This is a genomic window from Salmonella sp. SAL03688, assembly GCF_046551895.1.
Lineage (GTDB): Bacteria > Pseudomonadota > Gammaproteobacteria > Enterobacterales > Enterobacteriaceae > Salmonella > Salmonella enterica.
In genome coordinates this window covers 61306-77633 of record NZ_JBGDVI010000014.1, presented here as the reverse complement: position 1 = coordinate 77633, position 16328 = coordinate 61306, and the positions used below count along the sequence as shown (strand labels likewise).

Here is a 16328-nt window from a genome sequence, read left to right as displayed (position 1 = left end):
CCTCTTAAACCGATGTTGACGACGTTCTGACTGAGCGGTCACAGGAAAGCCTGGTTATCTTCAGCCTAAAACGCATACCGTATTCAATGTAAATTTTAGGATTAAAAATTTCAAATTTATTTTTATGAAATTTTATTTTGAAAATTTGACGACTGATTTTTATACGAGGTTATGTGCAGCAAAAAACCAAAATTCTAATTAAATTATTGATTTTTATTGTTTTTATTTGGTGTGGTATCAATGGTTGTCTGTTGTGATGAGGAAAGATTTGGAAAAAATTATGATCTATATAGCATTTTTGTTTCATTTGGTGTGGTATAAAAATTCAAATTTCAGGGGTGTTTCGGCACCACAGTTTCGGATATTGGAGGGTAAATCATGCGCTTGTGCTTCTGTCCTTCAGAACGAGAGAATAAGGCTCAGCCCCAGTTGGCGTATGTGAGTCAGGTCAGTGAGAGCAATGGTCCGTTTGTCCGGTTCATGCATATGCACCCACAGACCGTTGAACTGATTCTTATCACCGAAGGAGACGGGGAGTATTTCATTGGCGATCGCATCTACCCGGTTCGTAAAGGCGACCTGGTCATTTATAACAGCCAGGTGGTGCATGATGAGTATCTGGAAAGCGGGCGACCAATTGGCACTATTTGTTGTGGGATTAACAATATTTCGTGTCCGGGTCTACGTGAGAATGCGCTAATACCGGATGATATTGTGCCGGTTATTCCACTGTATCACCATTATGCGACGGTGGAAAAACTGATGAGCTCCGTGTTTACCGTTATTAATCAGCATGCGGTAGAAGGGCCAGCAATGGCGCAGCTATTGACCCAGGTAGTACTCAAATACATTGAGGGAAATGTCTTATTACGCACAGGTAACGATGCCATACAGCGCCATGAAAATTTACTTGATTCAATAAAATCCTATATTGATCGCAATTTCTATGAGCCAATTCGGCTGGATACACTGGCGACGAAATTTAATGTCAGTCCTTATTATGTTTCCCATGAATTTAAACGCCGCTATGGTTATTCACCGATGGATTACCTGATAAAACGTAGGCTGGGGGAGGCGCAATCGTTACTAACCACGGATGAAGGCGGGCGCGAAAAGATCACCTCTATTGCCTATCGTGTTGGCTTTAGCAACCTTAGTCATTTTCAGAATTACTTCAAAAATAAAGTGGGGAAAACGCCCGGTCAATATCGCAAGGACTATCGTAAAGCTAATTATTTATTATTTGAATATTAATTCTTGCTAAAATTTAATCGTCATGAGAATGGTCGCAATACTGCGGCCATTTTTATTTGTCGGTATATTTTATGCGTTTATCTATAGCGCGAAAAGTCTGGCAATATCATTAAAGAGTGATGATTTTTTTGTGATACCTGACGCATTTATCCCACTTCTTCAACCAGGATAGATAAAGTTTTTCAGGCTACAAAAAGTAATATGTTGTCCATCAAAGGTTAATTTGCATCGCGGTATGCAGTAAAAGCGTTTCATTAAGTGGGAGCCAGCAACATGTACAATGTAAAAAAGAGCATTAAGTTGGGGATTGCGCCTATCGGTTGGCGCAATGATGATATTCCTGAGATTGGTAAAGAAAATACATATAAACAAATACTTAGTGATGCCGCGCTCACCGGTTTTTCCGGGACGGAAGTTGGCGGTTGTTATCCGCAGGATCCTGCTGAGTTAAATAAAGAGTTAATGCTTCGCGGACTGGAAATACCAGGCCAGTGGTTTTCTTCCTTTATTATTCGCGATGGTATTGCATCTGCGATGAATGCTTTTGAACAGCATTGTGCTTATTTGCAGGCAATACATGCATATGTCGCCGTTGTTTCTGAACAAACTTATAGTATTCAAGGTATTATCGATAAGTGCGTTTATACAGAGAAGCCTAACTTCAGCGACAGCGAATGGCAGCTTTTATGCGAAGGACTTAATGCGCTTGGGAAGATTGCCAATGCGCACGGGCTGAAGCTCGCTTTCCATCATCATATGGGCACCGGTGTGCAGACTCTGCCAGAAGTGGATCGACTCATGGAGAATACCGATCCGCAATTTGTACATCTGCTGTTTGATACCGGGCATATATATGTTTCTGACGGCGATGTCATGCCGCTACTGAGTAAACATTTTGATCGTATTAAACACGTTCATTTTAAAGATGTGCGTAATGAAAAACTCAAAGCATGTCGCCTCGCGAAGAAATCATTCCTCAATTCTTTCCTTGATGGTGTGTTTACCGTCCCCGGCGATGGAAATATTGATTTTAAATCCGTATTAGCTTATCTGGTCGGGCATCAATATTCTGGCTGGATTGTTGTTGAGGCCGAGCAGGATCCTAAGAAATATAACCCATTGGAATATGCGCAAAAAGGTAAAAAGCATATTGATGAGTTACTGAAAAATTATCTTTAATTGAAAAGGAAACAGAAAATGACTTTAAAAGCAGGTATTGTAGGTATCGGCATGATCGGCTCCGATCACTTAAGACGTCTGGCCAACACCGTGTCGGGTGTAGAGGTTGTTGCCGTATGTGATATCGTCGCGGGTAGGGCGCAGGCGGCGCTGGATAAGTATGCGATCGAAGCCAAAGATTATAATGACTATCACGATCTGATTAATGATAAAGACGTTGAAGTGGTCATCATTACCGCATCAAATGAGGCGCATGCCGATGTGGCCGTTGCCGCGCTAAATGCTAACAAATATGTTTTCTGCGAAAAACCGTTAGCGGTGACGGCTGCGGATTGTCAGCGTGTGATTGAAGCAGAGCAGAAAAATGGTAAGCGCATGGTGCAGATTGGTTTTATGCGCCGCTACGACAAAGGTTACGTTCAGCTGAAAAATATTATCGACAGCGGCGAAATCGGTCAGCCATTAATGGTTCATGGACGTCATTACAATGCCAGCACGGTGCCAGAATACAAAACGCCACAGGCTATCTATGAAACATTGATTCATGAAATTGACGTTATGCACTGGCTGCTTAACGAAGATTATAAAACCGTTAAGGTTTACTTCCCGCGTCAGTCCAGCCTGGTGACCACTCTGCGTGATCCGCAGCTGGTTGTAATGGAAACCACCTCCGGCATCAATATTGTGGTTGAAGTGTTTGTGAACTGCCAGTATGGCTATGACATTCACTGCGATGTTACCGGCGAGAAAGGAATGGCGGAGCTGCCAACCGTCGCCAGCGCCGCGGTACGGAAAGCGGCGAAGTATAGCACCGATATCCTGGTTGACTGGAAACAGCGCTTTATTGATGCCTACGACATTGAGTTCCAGGATTTCTTCGATCGCCTGAACGCAGGATTGCCGCCGGCAGGCCCAACGTCATGGGATGGTTATCTGGCTGCGGTTACCGCTGATGCCTGCGTGAAGTCTCAGGAAACAGGGAATACCGAGATTGTTGAATTACCCTCAAAACCTGATTTCTACAAATAAACCTTCCGCGTATTAAAACCTTCTGCCGGATAGCGATGCTTAAGCGTCCTATCCGGCATATCACAATTTATTATCTTCTTTTATCCGGAACTTCCCTATGAAAGGCAGACTCATCTCTTCCGATCCGTATCGTCAGCAATTCCTTGTTGAGCGTGCGGTCTCTTTTTCGCATCGTCAGCGTGATTGCAGTGAATTAATCAGCGTCTTACCGCGCCACACGTTACAGCAGATTGACGGATTCGGCGGCAGCTTTACCGAAGGTGCGGGCGTGGTATTCAACAGCATGAGCGAAAAGACGAAGGCGCAATTTCTTTCCCTTTATTTTTCTGCTCAGGAACATAATTACACTCTGGCGCGGATGCCAATTCAGAGCTGTGATTTTTCCCTGGGCAATTACGCGTATGTCGATTCCAGCGCTGACCTGCAGCAGGGACGGCTCTCCTTTTCCCGCGATGAAGCGCATTTAATACCGCTGATTTCCGGGGCATTGCGGTTAAATCCACACATGAAGCTGATGGCTTCGCCGTGGAGTCCGCCGGCGTTTATGAAAACTAATAACGATATGAACGGTGGCGGCAAGCTGCGGCGCGAATGCTACGCCGATTGGGCCGATATCATTATCAACTACCTGCTGGAATACCGCCGCCACGGCATTAATGTGCAGGCGCTCTCCGTGCAGAATGAGCCGGTGGCGGTAAAAACCTGGGACTCCTGTCTGTATAGCGTGGAAGAGGAGACAGCCTTTGCCGTGCAGTATCTGCGTCCGCGCCTCGCCCGGCAGGGTATGGATGAGATGGAGATCTATATCTGGGATCACGATAAAGATGGCCTGGTAGACTGGGCTGAACTCGCCTTTGCTGACGAAGCTAATTATAAGGGAATTAACGGGCTGGCATTCCACTGGTATACCGGCGATCATTTTTCGCAAATACAGTATCTGGCCCAGTGCCTGCCGGATAAAAAACTCCTGTTTTCCGAAGGCTGTGTGCCAATGGAGAGCGATGCCGGTAGCCAGATTCGCCACTGGCATACCTATCTCCATGACATGATTGGTAATTTCAAATCGGGTTGTAGCGGGTTTATCGACTGGAATCTGCTGTTGAACAGTGAGGGTGGGCCGAATCATCAGGGTAATCTGTGTGAAGCGCCCATTCAATACGATGCGCAAAACGATGTGCTGCGGCGTAACCACTCCTGGTATGGTATTGGCCACTTCTGCCGCTATGTGCGTCCGGGGGCGAGGGTCATGCTTTCTTCAAGTTACGATAATCTTCTGGAAGAGGTGGGATTTGTGAATCCCGACGGCGAGCGTGTGCTGGTGGTGTATAACCGCGATGTACAGGAAAGGCGTTGCCGGGTGCTGGATGGCGATAAAGAGATCGCGTTAACGCTGCCGCCGTCAGGCGCCAGTACGTTGCTATGGCGGCAGGAGTCGATCTGAATGATGAAGCTGGGATTTAATGAAGCGACCTGTATGCGAAACTCCACGCTGGCACAGGATGTTGTGTTGGCGGAACGTTTTGGCTATGACTACATCGAAATCCGTCTGGATATGTTGCAGGAGTGGTTGCAGAAACATACGTTAAGCGAGCTGGCAGACATTTTTGCCGTCGGCCACCTTAAGCCCTGGGGCTACAATTCGCTGGAAGACATTACGTTTTGTGATAGCGAAAGCTGGGCGGAGAAACGGCGGCAGTTGGCTTTCGCCTGCCATGCTGGCTCAGTGGTGGGGGGTGATTGTCTGGTAGTGGTGCCCACCATTCGTCAGGGGGGAAATTTTCCGCCAGGGGAAACGGTGAAAGATTCAGTGAAGCGTCTGCGCGAGATGGCGGCAGTGGCGGAAGAAAGCCAGATGCGGCTGGCCTTTGAGCCGATCGGTTCCGCAGGATGCTGTGTGCGCAGTCTTGCCATGGCGATGGAGATCGTAGATGCGGTCGATCGCAGTAATGTCGGGCTGGTCGTCGACGCCTTTAACCTTTACCTGCACGATCAATGGCGGGATCTGACCACGCTTCGCCAGATCCCTGTGGAAAAGATCTTCGTTTACCATATTGATGACGCCGATAATCTGCCGCTGGCAACGCTGGAGCATTGCCATCGTCTGTTTCCTGGCAACGGCGTGATCCCACTGCATGAGATCACGCATGAGCTAGTGCAGAAGGGCTATGAGGGGATCTGTTCGCTGGAACTGTTTAACCCTGGCTACTGGCAGATGGCTGCCAGCGAAGTCTTTGCGATAGGGGCGGAAAAGACTCGCCCCTTCTTAACAGCTTAATGTTGCCGCAGCAGGAGATGGACAACCGCCGCGCCCAGCAGCGCGCAGGCCGCGGCCAGAAGAAAGACCTGCTGATAGCCGATAAACGGCGTCAGCAGGCCCGCTATTGGTCCGGTAAATCCGTAGGCCAGATCCTGAAACGCTGACCAGACGCCGAGGGCCGTACCACGAATCTCCGGTGGCACTCTGCGCACAACCTCTACGCCCAGCGATGGGAACATCAGCGAACAGCCGCAGCCGGTAATCGCCGCGCCAATCAGCGCAGCGCCTGCTGACGGAGCGGCCCACATTACCGCCAGTCCGGTCCCCTCTACCAGTAGTGAAAAGGTTGCGACCGTGGCGCCGCCGTAACGGTCGGGAAATTTGGCGCAGAAAAAGCGGACAGCGATAAACGCAATGCCAAACAGCGTCATCGCAAAACCGGTGTTATCCCAGTGACGCTCGTTGAACCAGAGGGCGGTAAACGCGCTTAGGGTGGCAAAACCAATGCCCTGGAGCACAAGCCCTGTTCCGGGCCGCCACACCAGGCCGACTACCCGTAGCACTGGCACGCGGGGACGGGCTGTTGGGATATTCCCCGGAATGCCATAGATGACTCCACTGGCGATGATCGGCAACAGCACGACGAGGAGCGCCGGAAGCGCCAGGCCGGCCCTGGCGTAAAGCGACAGCCCCAGCGGCGCGCCGATAGCCAGCGCACCGTAGGTCGCCATGCCGTTCCAGGAAATAACCTGACCCGCGTGGGTCGAGCCCGCCAGCCACATCCCCCAGGTTAAATTACCGGTCAAAATGAAACTTTCACCGATGCCCAGCAGCACACGACCAACAATCATTATGGCCCATGCGAGCAGCGGAACCGGGTGAGCGATTAGACTGACCAGCATCAGCAGACCTGATGCGGCGCAGTAGAACTGACCGGTGATAACCGTCCGACGTCCGCCTGACGTGTCGGCTTTTCGACCCGCGGCGCCCCGGGTAAGCAAGGTGGCGATAAATTGGCTGCCTACCGCGATACCGATCAACAGATCGCTCAGATGCAACTGCTGCTGAACGTACAGCGGCAGCATGACTAACGGGATGCCAATAGTCAGATAGTTGAGAAACATCGCGGCGCTGATGCGAAACAGCGTGATCGATGTGGAATGTTGTGTGAGAGCTGGCATGGAATCGTCCTTGAACACGCCCCTTGTCCGATGCAGACACGGGGCGTGATGAGGCAGGCATTAACGTGCCGGGCGGTATTCGCGCCAGTAGTCGATAAGCATGCGGTATTTTTGTTTCACCGTTGCGATGAGCTGTTCATCGTTAAGCTGGCCGCCTAACCACTGGCGTGACGGTTCGCCAAAGATGGTCCGGCCGACGGCGAAACCTTTCACCCAGGGCATATCCGCTGCTGCGGCGAATCCTGACTTCAACTCGCTTTCCGGTGCGTCCAGGCCAAGTATCAATATACCGCGACATTCAGGGTCATAATGCTCAATATGCTGGCTGATTTCTCGCCAACGATCTGGGCTTAACGGCGGCAGTTTCCACCAGTCCGGCAGGATCCCCAGTTGATAAAAACGTTCCACAATCTGAGGATAGTATTGCTCATTTTGGTCTGCCGCATCGCGCGGCAAGATGACTTCCAGCAGCAGATCGTGACCAGACTGGCAGCAGGCGCGGTAAACCTCGTCAATGAGCGCCTCTTGTTCAAGACGTACCGACTCTGCATCGAGTGGATGATAGAAGACCAGACATTTCACGACGTGCTCTTGCGGCCAGCTGACAAGCTGAGAGCCAATATCGCCATGTTCCAGCTTCAGCGGATACGAACCGGGCATCTCAACCGGTCGGCCAATCCACCATCCCTGGCCGGTCACGTCGTTAAGCGCCTGCTGACCAAAGGTGGTATCGGCAAGGATGCCGCTATTATTCTGTAAACCGGCCTCAAGCGCCGCCTGACGTGCCCCTTCCAGCAGTAGCATCTTCAGGGGGGGGATCGCGGATTCACTGGCGCCGACTTCATTTGCGATATCCACCAGTTGCTTGCGATGGTCAAAGGCGAATACGCACAGCTCCGGCCAGTGCTGTTTACGGGTTGTGACCCGATGAAGGTGATTCAGCCGCGGGTCTTTGTCTGGCCGGGTGATGGATTGTTCACGCGCGAGGTAGTCGTCCAGCTCTTTTTTGGTTGGCATGGCGGGGGCACAACCGTGGCGCGATACCACTAACGCGCCGCAGGCGTTTGCATAACGGCAGGCTTGCTCCCAGCTTTCATCGTTCAGGTATCCCCGCAGCAGTCCTGACATAAAGGCATCGCCCGCGCCCAGAACGTTCAGAACGTCTACGCGAACGCCGCTATGTATCTTCACCTGCGACCAGTCATCGGCGATGTTGCCTTCAAAGACTGAGCAGCCCAGCGCGCCGCGTTTGCACACCAGTACGGCCTGGGTCAACTGACGGACGCGCCGCAGGGCGGTCAGCGTGTCGGTACTGCCGCCGGCGATATGGAATTCTTCTTCGGTCCCAACGATCAGATCGAAATGGCGCAATACCTGCTGGAGCTGTTCGGTAACCTGTGATGAGGCGATGAAACGTGTTTCACCGTCTCCTAGCGACGTCAGGCCCCACAGTACGGGGCGGTAGTCGATATCCAGCGCCCGCCGCAGCCCGTGTTTTTGCGCATACTCCAGCGCTTTAAGAACGGCGGCGCGCGTATTGGGGTGAGAAAGATGGGTACCGGTGACGGCTAATGCGCGTGAAGAAGCGATGTAATCTTCGCGGATATCCTCGGGTGTTAGCGCCATGTCCGCGCAGTTATCGCGGTAGAAGATCAGAGGAAAGGTGTCCTGATCTTTAATGCCGAGGATCACCAGCGCGGTCAGACGATCGCGATCCGACAGCAGGCACTGCGTATCCACACCAACGCGGTTTAATTCTTCACGAACGAAACGTCCCATATGCTCATCGCCGACGCGGGCCAGCATAGCGGAACGTAATCCCTGAATGGCCGTGCCGTAGGCAACATTGCCTGACGATCCCCCTAAATATTTAGCGAAAGTCGTCATATCCTCCAGCCGCGACCCGATTTGTTGACCATACAAATCAACGGCGACTCGTCCCAGACAGATAACGTCCAGCGGCTTTTGCTCACTACTGACTGCTTTATTCATTGACATATCCCCTAACAGAAGACGGTGTTATTTTTGCCCATACTAAGGTTTGGTGATTTCATTTTCAATAAAAATGGAAATAATGTTTTCATTTATTGTTTGAACAAGATCACAGAAATGGCATTTCCGGGCAACGCGTATGATCGTTTTTTGTTGTGTTTTTTGTTTTAATTGATTGATTATTAGTGTGTTATTTCTTTTAAAAGCACATGGAAGATAAATTTCATTTTCATGAAAAATACGCCTAAATGGCGAAATTTTTTAACCGTTTTTTGATCTCCTTCCCATAAATGAAATATAAATTCCATATAATTGTGAGAACGGAAATTTTGATCCTATGATAAGTCTCTGTGTTTTTGGGGCTGAAGCGATGCATAAGCAGGCAACGACAGCCGAACGGTTGATAAAAGCAGGTGGGGTACATGAAAACAATCAGGTTGACCATGGCGCAGGCTTTGGTGCGCTTTCTTGATAATCAGTACATCGACGTAGACGGCAGCGAAATCAAATTTGTAAAAGGGATTTTCGCCATTTTTGGCCACGGGAACGTCGTCGGATTGGGGCAAGCGCTGGAAGAGGACTGTGGCCAACTTAGCGTTCATCAAGGGCGTAACGAACAGGGAATGGCGCATATCGCGACGGGATTTGCCCGCCAGATGCGTCGCCATCAGATTTATGCCTGCACCTCCTCAGTGGGGCCAGGGGCCGCCAATATGATCACCGCAGCGGCGACCGCGACGGCTAACCGTATTCCACTGCTTTTGCTGCCGGGCGATGTGTACGCATCTCGTCAACCCGACCCGGTTTTGCAACAGGTTGAACAAGAACACGATCTGACGCTGAGCACCAATGACGCTTTCCGTGCAGTTAGCCGCTACTGGGATCGCATTACGCGTCCGGAACAGCTAATGAGCGCCTGTATCAGCGCGATGCGGGTGTTAACCGATCCGGCGGATACGGGGGCCGTGACGCTTTGCCTGCCACAGGATGTGCAGGGTGAAGCCTGGGATTATCCGGATTATTTTTTCGCTCGCCGGGTCTATCGTCTTGAGCGTCACGCGCCGACGGAGCCGATGCTGAACGAGGCGGTTGCGCTGATTCGCCGCCACCAGCGGCCGCTGATCGTTTGCGGTGGGGGCGTGAAGTATTCGCAGGCTGAAGAGGCGCTGCTGAGATTTGCCGAACGCTGTCATCTGCCGATTGCTGAAACCCAGGCTGGCAAGGGAGCGCTCAGTTCTGCACACCCGCTGAACGTCGGCGGGATTGGCGAAACCGGTTCACTGGCGGCGAATCTGCTGGCGCAGGAGGCCGATCTGATTATCGGTGTAGGGACGCGCTATACCGATTTCACCACCTCCTCAAAGTGGATCTTCCAGAATCCCGACGTGCGCTACTTAAATATCAACGTTAGCCGCTTTGATGTCTTCAAGCTGGATGGCGTACAGATGCAGGGTGACGCTCGCGTCGCCCTGACGCAGCTTAGCGAACGGCTGGCCCAGGAGCATTATGCTTCGCAATGGGGGGAGACTATTCACCGCGTCCGCTCGCAATATATGGCGGAAGTTGAGCGCGTCTATGCTGTGGAATATAGCGGAGAGGACTTCAAACCTGAAATTGAGGATCATATGGATACTCAAAAGGTGTTTGAAGAGTTTAATGAGATTACGCGGTCGTGGCTGACCCAGACGCGCGTGTTGGGCGTGCTTAACCGGATGTTGCCGGAAAACGCGCTGGTGGTGGCGGCGGCGGGCAGCCTGCCGGGCGACCTCCAGCGTGTCTGGCAAAGCCGCGGCGAGAATGATTACCACGTCGAGTACGGCTACTCCTGTATGGGCTACGAAGTCAATGCCGCATTGGGGGCCAAACTGGCGCAGCCGGAGCGCGAGGTGTACAGCTTCGTGGGCGACGGTTCGTTCATGATGCTGCACTCTGAGTTGGTCACTTCCGTCCAGATGGGGAAAAAGATTACCGTCATTTTGCTCGATAACATGACCAACGGCTGTATCAATAATCTGCAAATGGAACACGGTATGGACAGTTACTTCACCGAGTTTCGTTTCCATCAGCAGGAGAGCGGTCGTCAGGAAGGCGGGTTTATCCCGGTCGATTTCGCTCGCATCGCTGAAGGATATGGCTGTAAAAGCTATCGCGTCACCACCATTGAACAACTGCATGAAGCGTTGGAAGATGCTCGTAAACAGACCGTGAGCACGCTGATAGACATAAAAGTGCTTCCCAAAACGATGGTGCATAAGTACCTGAGCTGGTGGCGCGTTGGCGGGGCGCAGGTATCCCGTAGCGAACGTATCCAGGCGGTAGCGCGTATGCTTGAGGAACATATCGGACAGGCCCGGCAGTACTGATTAATTTGCCGTCGTTCAGGTTGCAGAAGTGTGGTTATTGTTCTGCAACCTGAACGATACAGCGTCAACGCATTGTTTGCTTTTCAGAACGGCAAAATAAAACGATCCGTTTTTCGCAGAATTACGGGTGCTTTTCTTTTGCGGTTTTAAATTTACTATTCATGAGATTAAGAGGTACGAATGAAAAAGCTTCGATGTGGTGTTATTGGCCTCGGTCGGGTAGGTAAAATGCATGTTGAGAATATGTATTTACTGCCTCAATTAGATATTATCTGCGCCGCCGATTATTTTATTGAGGAGATGAGCGATTGGCTTTATTCGGTAAATATAACTTCAGGGTATAAAAATTATCAGGAACTTTTACAGCGTGATGATATAGAGGCAGTTTTTATTTTCACCTCAACGGATATGCACGAAGAGATCGTCACGGCGGCAGCGCAGGCGGGGAAGCACATTTTTTGTGAAAAACCGCTCAGCATGAATGAAGATGAGCAGGCCTCAATGGCGGTGCTGAGAAAAGTGAAAGAGAAGGGGGTGACGTTGCAGGTTGCCTTTAACCGCCGTTTTGATCCTCAGTTTCACGAGGTCTTTGAGCTGGTGCGCAGCGGCAAGATTGGTCGGCCCCAGATGATAAAAATCACCTCCCGCGATCCGGACCTGCTACCCCATGATCTGATCAAACGTATTGGCGGTCTGATTTTTGACTTCACCATGCATGACTTTGATATGGCTCGTTTTATGATGCAGGATGAAGTCAGCGAAGTCTATGTTAAGGGCAATACGCTGATTGATCCCAGCCTGAAAAATATTGATGATGTTGATACGCTTGCGGTGATGCTGACTTTCAGAAACGGCGGCTACGCGCTCATTGATAACAGCCGTCGGGCGGTATATGGCTATGACCAACGGGTGGAGGTTTTTGGCTCAGAAGGGATGGCGTATGCGGATAACGTTAGTGAATCGACGGTGAAAGTTTTCAACAGCCAGCACTGCATAATGAAAAATCCCCTTCCTGATTTCACGGTTCGTTATCGCGAAGCTTACCGAACGGAAATATTACACTTTATTGATTCAGTCCTGCATCATACGCCGGTTGTCTGTACCGGCGAAGACGCATTATTGGCCCAGCGTATCGCTATTGCCGCGCAGCAATCATTAAAAAGCGGGCTGCCGGTGAAAATAACAAGCGATATTTATCTTTAACTGCATCTGTTAATAATGAATAAACTCTCGCACTGAAAAGTGTGAGAGCTTTTCTATACCGAGGGTAATAAAATGAAAGAAATGCAGGCAACGCTGCCCCAGACATTTTATATAAAACCAGGTAAGTTTATCTGGAGCTACCTGGGAACATTTTTATTTATGTTGGGCGGCTGTATTGAGAACAGCTGGTTATCTGCCTGGTTAAATACGCAGGGATTTGATCAAGCGCATATCGGGCAGATTTTTGCCGGATATGGGATTGTGGTCGCGATTACCTCCTGGCTATCCGGCGTCTGTGTGGACGTTTTTGGTCCTAAAAAGGTGATGGTTACCGGTTTTATCGTCTATCTTCTGGCTTCCGTCGCGTTTCTGAACTTTGCGCTACCCAGCCATGATTTTGGCGCCATTCTCGTGACCTATATGCTGCGTGGCGTGGGGTATCCGCTGGTCTGTTACTCCTTCCTGGTACGCCTGACCATCCAGTTGGATAATCACCAGCAAGGGATCGGCACCTCGCTATTTTGGGTGGTCTATAACCTTGGTTTTACCATCATTGGGCCGGTAGTGGCGGCGTCGTTAATTCCTGCGTTGGGGCATATCAACGTGATGTGGGCCGGGATGGGCGTTGCGCTGCTGGGGGTTCTCTTCATGCTGGTGCTGGAACGCAATGAATTCATTCTGAAACCGCGAACGACGCCGGTCTTCAAAGAGTTATCTGCGGGTATCTCCATTATGTATGAACGGCCACGGATCGGTCTGGCGGTGATTGTCAAAACTATTAACGGTCTTGGCACCTATGGTTTTGTTGTCGTATTACCTCTGTTTCTGCTGGATAAGCACTTTACGCTTGAGGAATGGGCGAGTATTTGGGGGATTACCTTTATCTCTAACCAGGTCTTCAACATTATCTTTGGCTGGATGGGCGATAAAATTGGTTTTCGCCGAACTATCCAGATTTTTGGCAGCATCCTGACCGGTGTCGCTACGCTGATTGTTTACTGGGTGCCGATGATATGGGGGCATAACTATGTCGCCTTTATGCTGGCGATGTGTTTGTGGGGAGCCGGGCTGGCTGGCTTTGTGCCAATGACGCCGCTGGTGCCGATGATGGCGCCGGATAAGAAGGGGGCGGCGAACTCGGCCGTGAACTTTGGCTCCGGCCTGGGGAATTTCGTTGGACCAGCGCTGGTCTCTGTTCTGGCAGGGTTCGGCACCGGCGTGGTGATGTATACTATGGCGGGGCTCTATTTATTCAGCGGCATCCTGGTGCAGTTTCTTAAAGTGCCTGGCGAAAAATAGCTTCAAATATTCTTCAAAAATCCCTTATAGCCTGTGATGTTCATCACTAAATTAAACCGGTTTTTATCAAGATTGATAAAGCCGGTTTTTTCACCCTACGTTAAATTGTACTAACGGATTACGGTTATTTAACCACTCATATACGTTCAGGGAGAAAATAATGAATATCGAGAAAACACGGTTTTGTATTAACCGGAAAATTGCACCGGGTCTAAGCATAGAAGCATTCTTTCGACTGGTTAAACGTCTTGAGTTTAATAAAGTGGAATTGCGTAATGATATGCCAAGCGGCAGCGTTACTGATGACTTGAATTATAATCAGGTGCGTAACCTGGCAGAAAAGTATGGACTTGAAATTGTCACAATTAATGCGGTCTATCCCTTCAACCAACTGACCGAGGAGGTCGTAAAAAAAACGGAAGGATTATTACGAGACGCGCAGGGAGTCGGCGCGCGGGCATTAGTTCTTTGTCCGCTGAATGACGGAACGATTGTGCCGCCGGAGGTTACGGTTGAGGCAATAAAACGACTGAGCGATCTCTTTGCCCGGTATGATATTCAGGGGCTGGTTGAACCTTTGGGATTCCGCATAAGTTCGCTGCGTTCTGCCGTCTGGGCTCAGCAACTGATCCGGGAAGCAGGTTCCCCCTTTAAGGTTTTGCTGGATACCTTCCATCATCATCTGTACGAAGAGGCCGAAAAGGAGTTTGCGTCGCGCATTGATATTTCTGCTATCGGGTTGGTGCATTTGTCCGGTGTGGAAGACACCCGACCAACGGAAGCATTGGCTGATGAGCAGCGTATTATGCTGAGTGAAAAGGATGTAATGCAGAATTACCAGCAGGTGCAGCGTCTGGAAAATATGGGATATCGCGGTATTTACGCTTTTGAACCTTTTTCTTCCCAGTTGGCTTCCTGGAGTGAGGCGGAAATAGAGGAACAAATTAATCGCAGCGTGTCATTGCTGTTGCAATGATGCAGCTAATTTCCAGGTGACCGTTTTCAGTTTCCGCAGCGTGGTATTTACAATGAAAATTGCTTTTGATGTCGATGTTATTAAACATTTACCCATTACCCAAATGGTACGGCAGGTTTCCGAGTGGGGGTATAAATATATTGAGCAGTCGCCGCACCCGCGTATTAATCCGTTTTATAAACACCCTAAAGCTGGTCGCGATACCATGCAGGAATATAAACGCGCCTTGCAGAACTACGGTGTGGAAATCTCGTCATTTATTGTGGTTTATCGTTGGTCCGGCCCCGATGAAGAGCGTCGGCGCGCCGCGGTAACCAACTGGAAGCGGATGATTGAGATTGCCGTTGATATGGGCGTACAGGTGATTAATACCGAGCTTTCCGGGACGCCGGATGAGCCGGAGATTTGTGAAGAGATGTGGTATCGCTCCATGGAGGAACTGCTGCCGATCGTGGAACGAGAGGGAATTCGAATCGAAATTCAGTCTCACCCCTGGGATTTCTGCGAACTGAACGATGAGACGGTCGACATGGTGCAGTCTTTGCGTAGTGATAACGTGACCTATCTGTACAGCGCACCGCATGGCTTCTTTTACGATAAAGGGCAGGGCGACGTCGCAAGGATGCTGAACTATGCCGGGGCCGATCTTTCGCATGTTCTGCTGGCCGATACGCACAACCACACGCTTCCCTGCCGCTACATCATGAACCCGCCTGGCGTGAATGCGACGATTCATCAGCACATCGGGCTGGGAGAAGGTGAGGTCGATTTTGACGCGCTATTCCAGGCGCTGCGTGAAATGGATTTTGCAAACCGCACGTTTAAGGTGGGCGGTGAGGCAATTATCACCACGTCGCTGTTTGGTTATCCTGAAAAAATGAGTGTTCAGGCGGTGGAAACGCGCGAGCGGATCGAGCGGGAGCTACTCGGACGTTAAAAACGGGTGGATTTGCCTGTACCGCGCCACAGGCTGGCGCGGTCATTTGCGGCAATTACCCTTCGTTTTCCGCCAGCTCGCGCAGATACTGGAAGATCTGACGCGCTGATTTCGGCGGTTTGTTGCCTTCTTTCTCTTTCTTCGCATTGCGGATCAATGAACGAAGCTGTTGACGATCGGCGTGCGGCCACAGGGTCAGTACTTCGGCTACCGCGTCATCGCCTTCGACGATCAGACGATCGCGCAGATGCTCAAGCTTGTGAAACAGCACCACCTGCTGATTATGGCGGTTCTTCAGCTTGTCCAGCGCCTGGCGAATAGGTTCAACGTCGCGTTGGCGCAGCATTTTTCCGATAAGCTGCAACTGGCGGCGGCGTCCTTCCATTTTGATTCGCTGGGCCAGTTCAATGGCGTCGCGCAGATCGGCGTCCAGCGGGATCTTATCCAGCGCGTTTTTCCCCAGATCCACCAGTTCCGCGCCCAGGCGTTTTAATTCCTCGGCATCGCGTTTAATTTCACTTTTACTGACCCAGATAATTTCATCGTCTTCGTCTTCGATGTCATCACCGGGAACGTCGTCGAGCCAGTCTTCGGGCTGCTTTGTCATGTCAGGCTCCTTAAAAAAAGAGGCTAATGTTACCAGTTAAGATGCGCACTG

General features: G+C 50.5%; 13 protein-coding genes and 1 pseudogene. 10 read left to right on the top strand and 4 right to left on the bottom strand.

All coding sequences use genetic code 11. The features are described from left to right. Positions 1-4: 4 nt before the first annotated feature. Positions 5-307 (bottom strand): annotated as a pseudogene (locus tag ACLJR2_RS15245) (hypothetical protein). A gap of 122 nt (positions 308-429) precedes the next feature. Here ACLJR2_RS15245 and reiD point away from each other — a divergent pair. From reiD to iolI1, 5 genes are all read left to right on the top strand, one after another. Then, positions 430-1254, top strand: coding sequence for a myo-inositol utilization transcriptional regulator ReiD (gene reiD / locus ACLJR2_RS15240; RefSeq protein WP_000332219.1), 825 nt, complete (start codon positions 430-432; stop codon positions 1252-1254). A 258-nt stretch (positions 1255-1512) separates the two neighbouring features. Further along, positions 1513-2433 (top strand): myo-inosose-2 dehydratase, encoded by a 921-nt coding sequence (gene iolE / locus ACLJR2_RS15235; protein ID WP_012601329.1) that lies wholly within the window; start codon positions 1513-1515, stop codon positions 2431-2433. Positions 2434-2451: 18 nt separating this feature from the next. Continuing rightward, a complete protein-coding gene (iolG1, locus tag ACLJR2_RS15230; protein ID WP_000172704.1) occupies positions 2452-3462 on the top strand; it encodes an inositol 2-dehydrogenase IolG1 in 1011 nt (336 codons plus the stop codon). A 97-nt stretch (positions 3463-3559) separates the two neighbouring features. Then, the gene (gene srfJ, locus ACLJR2_RS15225; RefSeq protein WP_000678388.1) at positions 3560-4903 is read left to right on the top strand and encodes a lysosomal glucosyl ceramidase-like type III secretion effector SrfJ; all 1344 of its coding nucleotides are present in this window, start codon (positions 3560-3562) and stop codon (positions 4901-4903) included. Further along, a complete protein-coding gene (gene iolI1 / locus ACLJR2_RS15220) occupies positions 4904-5737 on the top strand; it encodes a 2-keto-myo-inositol isomerase IolI1 (RefSeq protein ID WP_000976927.1) in 834 nt (277 codons plus the stop codon). It abuts the gene before it with no gap. On the opposite strand, the gene ACLJR2_RS15215 is transcribed toward iolI1, so the two are convergent. Both ACLJR2_RS15215 and ACLJR2_RS15210 read right to left on the bottom strand, forming a co-directional pair. Then, positions 5734-6900 carry an MFS transporter gene (locus ACLJR2_RS15215; RefSeq protein WP_001111176.1) on the bottom strand — a complete coding sequence of 389 codons (1167 nt, stop codon included), beginning with the start codon at positions 6898-6900 and terminating at the stop codon, positions 5734-5736. The two genes, iolI1 and ACLJR2_RS15215, sit on opposite strands and share 4 nt — an antisense overlap. Positions 6901-6960: 60 nt before the next feature. Then, entirely contained in the window at positions 6961-8898 is a 1938-nt protein-coding gene (locus ACLJR2_RS15210) for a bifunctional 5-dehydro-2-deoxygluconokinase/5-dehydro-2-deoxyphosphogluconate aldolase (RefSeq protein ID WP_014343940.1), read from the bottom strand. A gap of 416 nt (positions 8899-9314) precedes the next feature. On the opposite strand from ACLJR2_RS15210, the gene iolD reads away from it, so the two are divergent. From iolD to iolH, 5 genes are all read left to right on the top strand, one after another. Continuing rightward, entirely contained in the window at positions 9315-11255 is a 1941-nt protein-coding gene (gene iolD, locus ACLJR2_RS15205) for a 3D-(3,5/4)-trihydroxycyclohexane-1,2-dione acylhydrolase (decyclizing) (RefSeq protein ID WP_000849472.1), read from the top strand. Between the two features lie 180 nt (positions 11256-11435). Next, the gene (gene iolG2 / locus ACLJR2_RS15200) at positions 11436-12458 is read left to right on the top strand and encodes a D-chiro-inositol-2-dehydrogenase IolG2 (protein WP_000736098.1); all 1023 of its coding nucleotides are present in this window, start codon (positions 11436-11438) and stop codon (positions 12456-12458) included. 72 nt (positions 12459-12530) lie between these two features. Then, positions 12531-13757, top strand: a complete 1227-nt coding sequence (locus ACLJR2_RS15195) for an MFS transporter (protein ID WP_000661780.1) — start codon at positions 12531-12533, stop codon at positions 13755-13757. Positions 13758-13917: 160 nt separating this feature from the next. Continuing rightward, positions 13918-14733, top strand: coding sequence for a 2-keto-myo-inositol isomerase IolI2 (gene iolI2 / locus ACLJR2_RS15190; RefSeq protein WP_001019385.1), 816 nt, complete (start codon positions 13918-13920; stop codon positions 14731-14733). Between the two features lie 52 nt (positions 14734-14785). After that, entirely contained in the window at positions 14786-15670 is an 885-nt protein-coding gene (gene iolH / locus ACLJR2_RS15185) for a sugar phosphate isomerase/epimerase IolH (protein ID WP_000683955.1), read from the top strand. Between the two features lie 55 nt (positions 15671-15725). Here the strand turns inward: iolH and yjgA are convergent, their stop codons facing one another. Beyond that, positions 15726-16277, bottom strand: coding sequence for a ribosome biogenesis factor YjgA (yjgA, locus tag ACLJR2_RS15180; protein WP_000166287.1), 552 nt, complete (start codon positions 16275-16277; stop codon positions 15726-15728). Between the last annotated feature and the right edge of the window lie 51 nt (positions 16278-16328).

What these genes read in the sequence shown, in the direction of transcription:
- iolG1 (WP_000172704.1), top strand. Translation starts at nt 2,452, where the DNA reads ATGACTTTAAAAGCAGGTATTGTAGGTATCGGCATGATCGGCTCCGAT.
- srfJ (WP_000678388.1), top strand. Translation starts at nt 3,560, where the DNA reads ATGAAAGGCAGACTCATCTCTTCCGATCCGTATCGTCAGCAATTCCTT.
- iolI1 (WP_000976927.1), top strand. Translation starts at nt 4,904, where the DNA reads ATGATGAAGCTGGGATTTAATGAAGCGACCTGTATGCGAAACTCCACG.
- ACLJR2_RS15215 (WP_001111176.1), bottom strand. Translation starts at nt 6,900, where the DNA reads ATGCCAGCTCTCACACAACATTCCACATCGATCACGCTGTTTCGCATC.
- ACLJR2_RS15210 (WP_014343940.1), bottom strand. Translation starts at nt 8,898, where the DNA reads ATGTCAATGAATAAAGCAGTCAGTAGTGAGCAAAAGCCGCTGGACGTT.
- iolD (WP_000849472.1), top strand. Translation starts at nt 9,315, where the DNA reads ATGAAAACAATCAGGTTGACCATGGCGCAGGCTTTGGTGCGCTTTCTT.
- iolG2 (WP_000736098.1), top strand. Translation starts at nt 11,436, where the DNA reads ATGAAAAAGCTTCGATGTGGTGTTATTGGCCTCGGTCGGGTAGGTAAA.
- ACLJR2_RS15195 (WP_000661780.1), top strand. Translation starts at nt 12,531, where the DNA reads ATGAAAGAAATGCAGGCAACGCTGCCCCAGACATTTTATATAAAACCA.
- iolI2 (WP_001019385.1), top strand. Translation starts at nt 13,918, where the DNA reads ATGAATATCGAGAAAACACGGTTTTGTATTAACCGGAAAATTGCACCG.
- iolH (WP_000683955.1), top strand. Translation starts at nt 14,786, where the DNA reads ATGAAAATTGCTTTTGATGTCGATGTTATTAAACATTTACCCATTACC.
- yjgA (WP_000166287.1), bottom strand. Translation starts at nt 16,277, where the DNA reads ATGACAAAGCAGCCCGAAGACTGGCTCGACGACGTTCCCGGTGATGAC.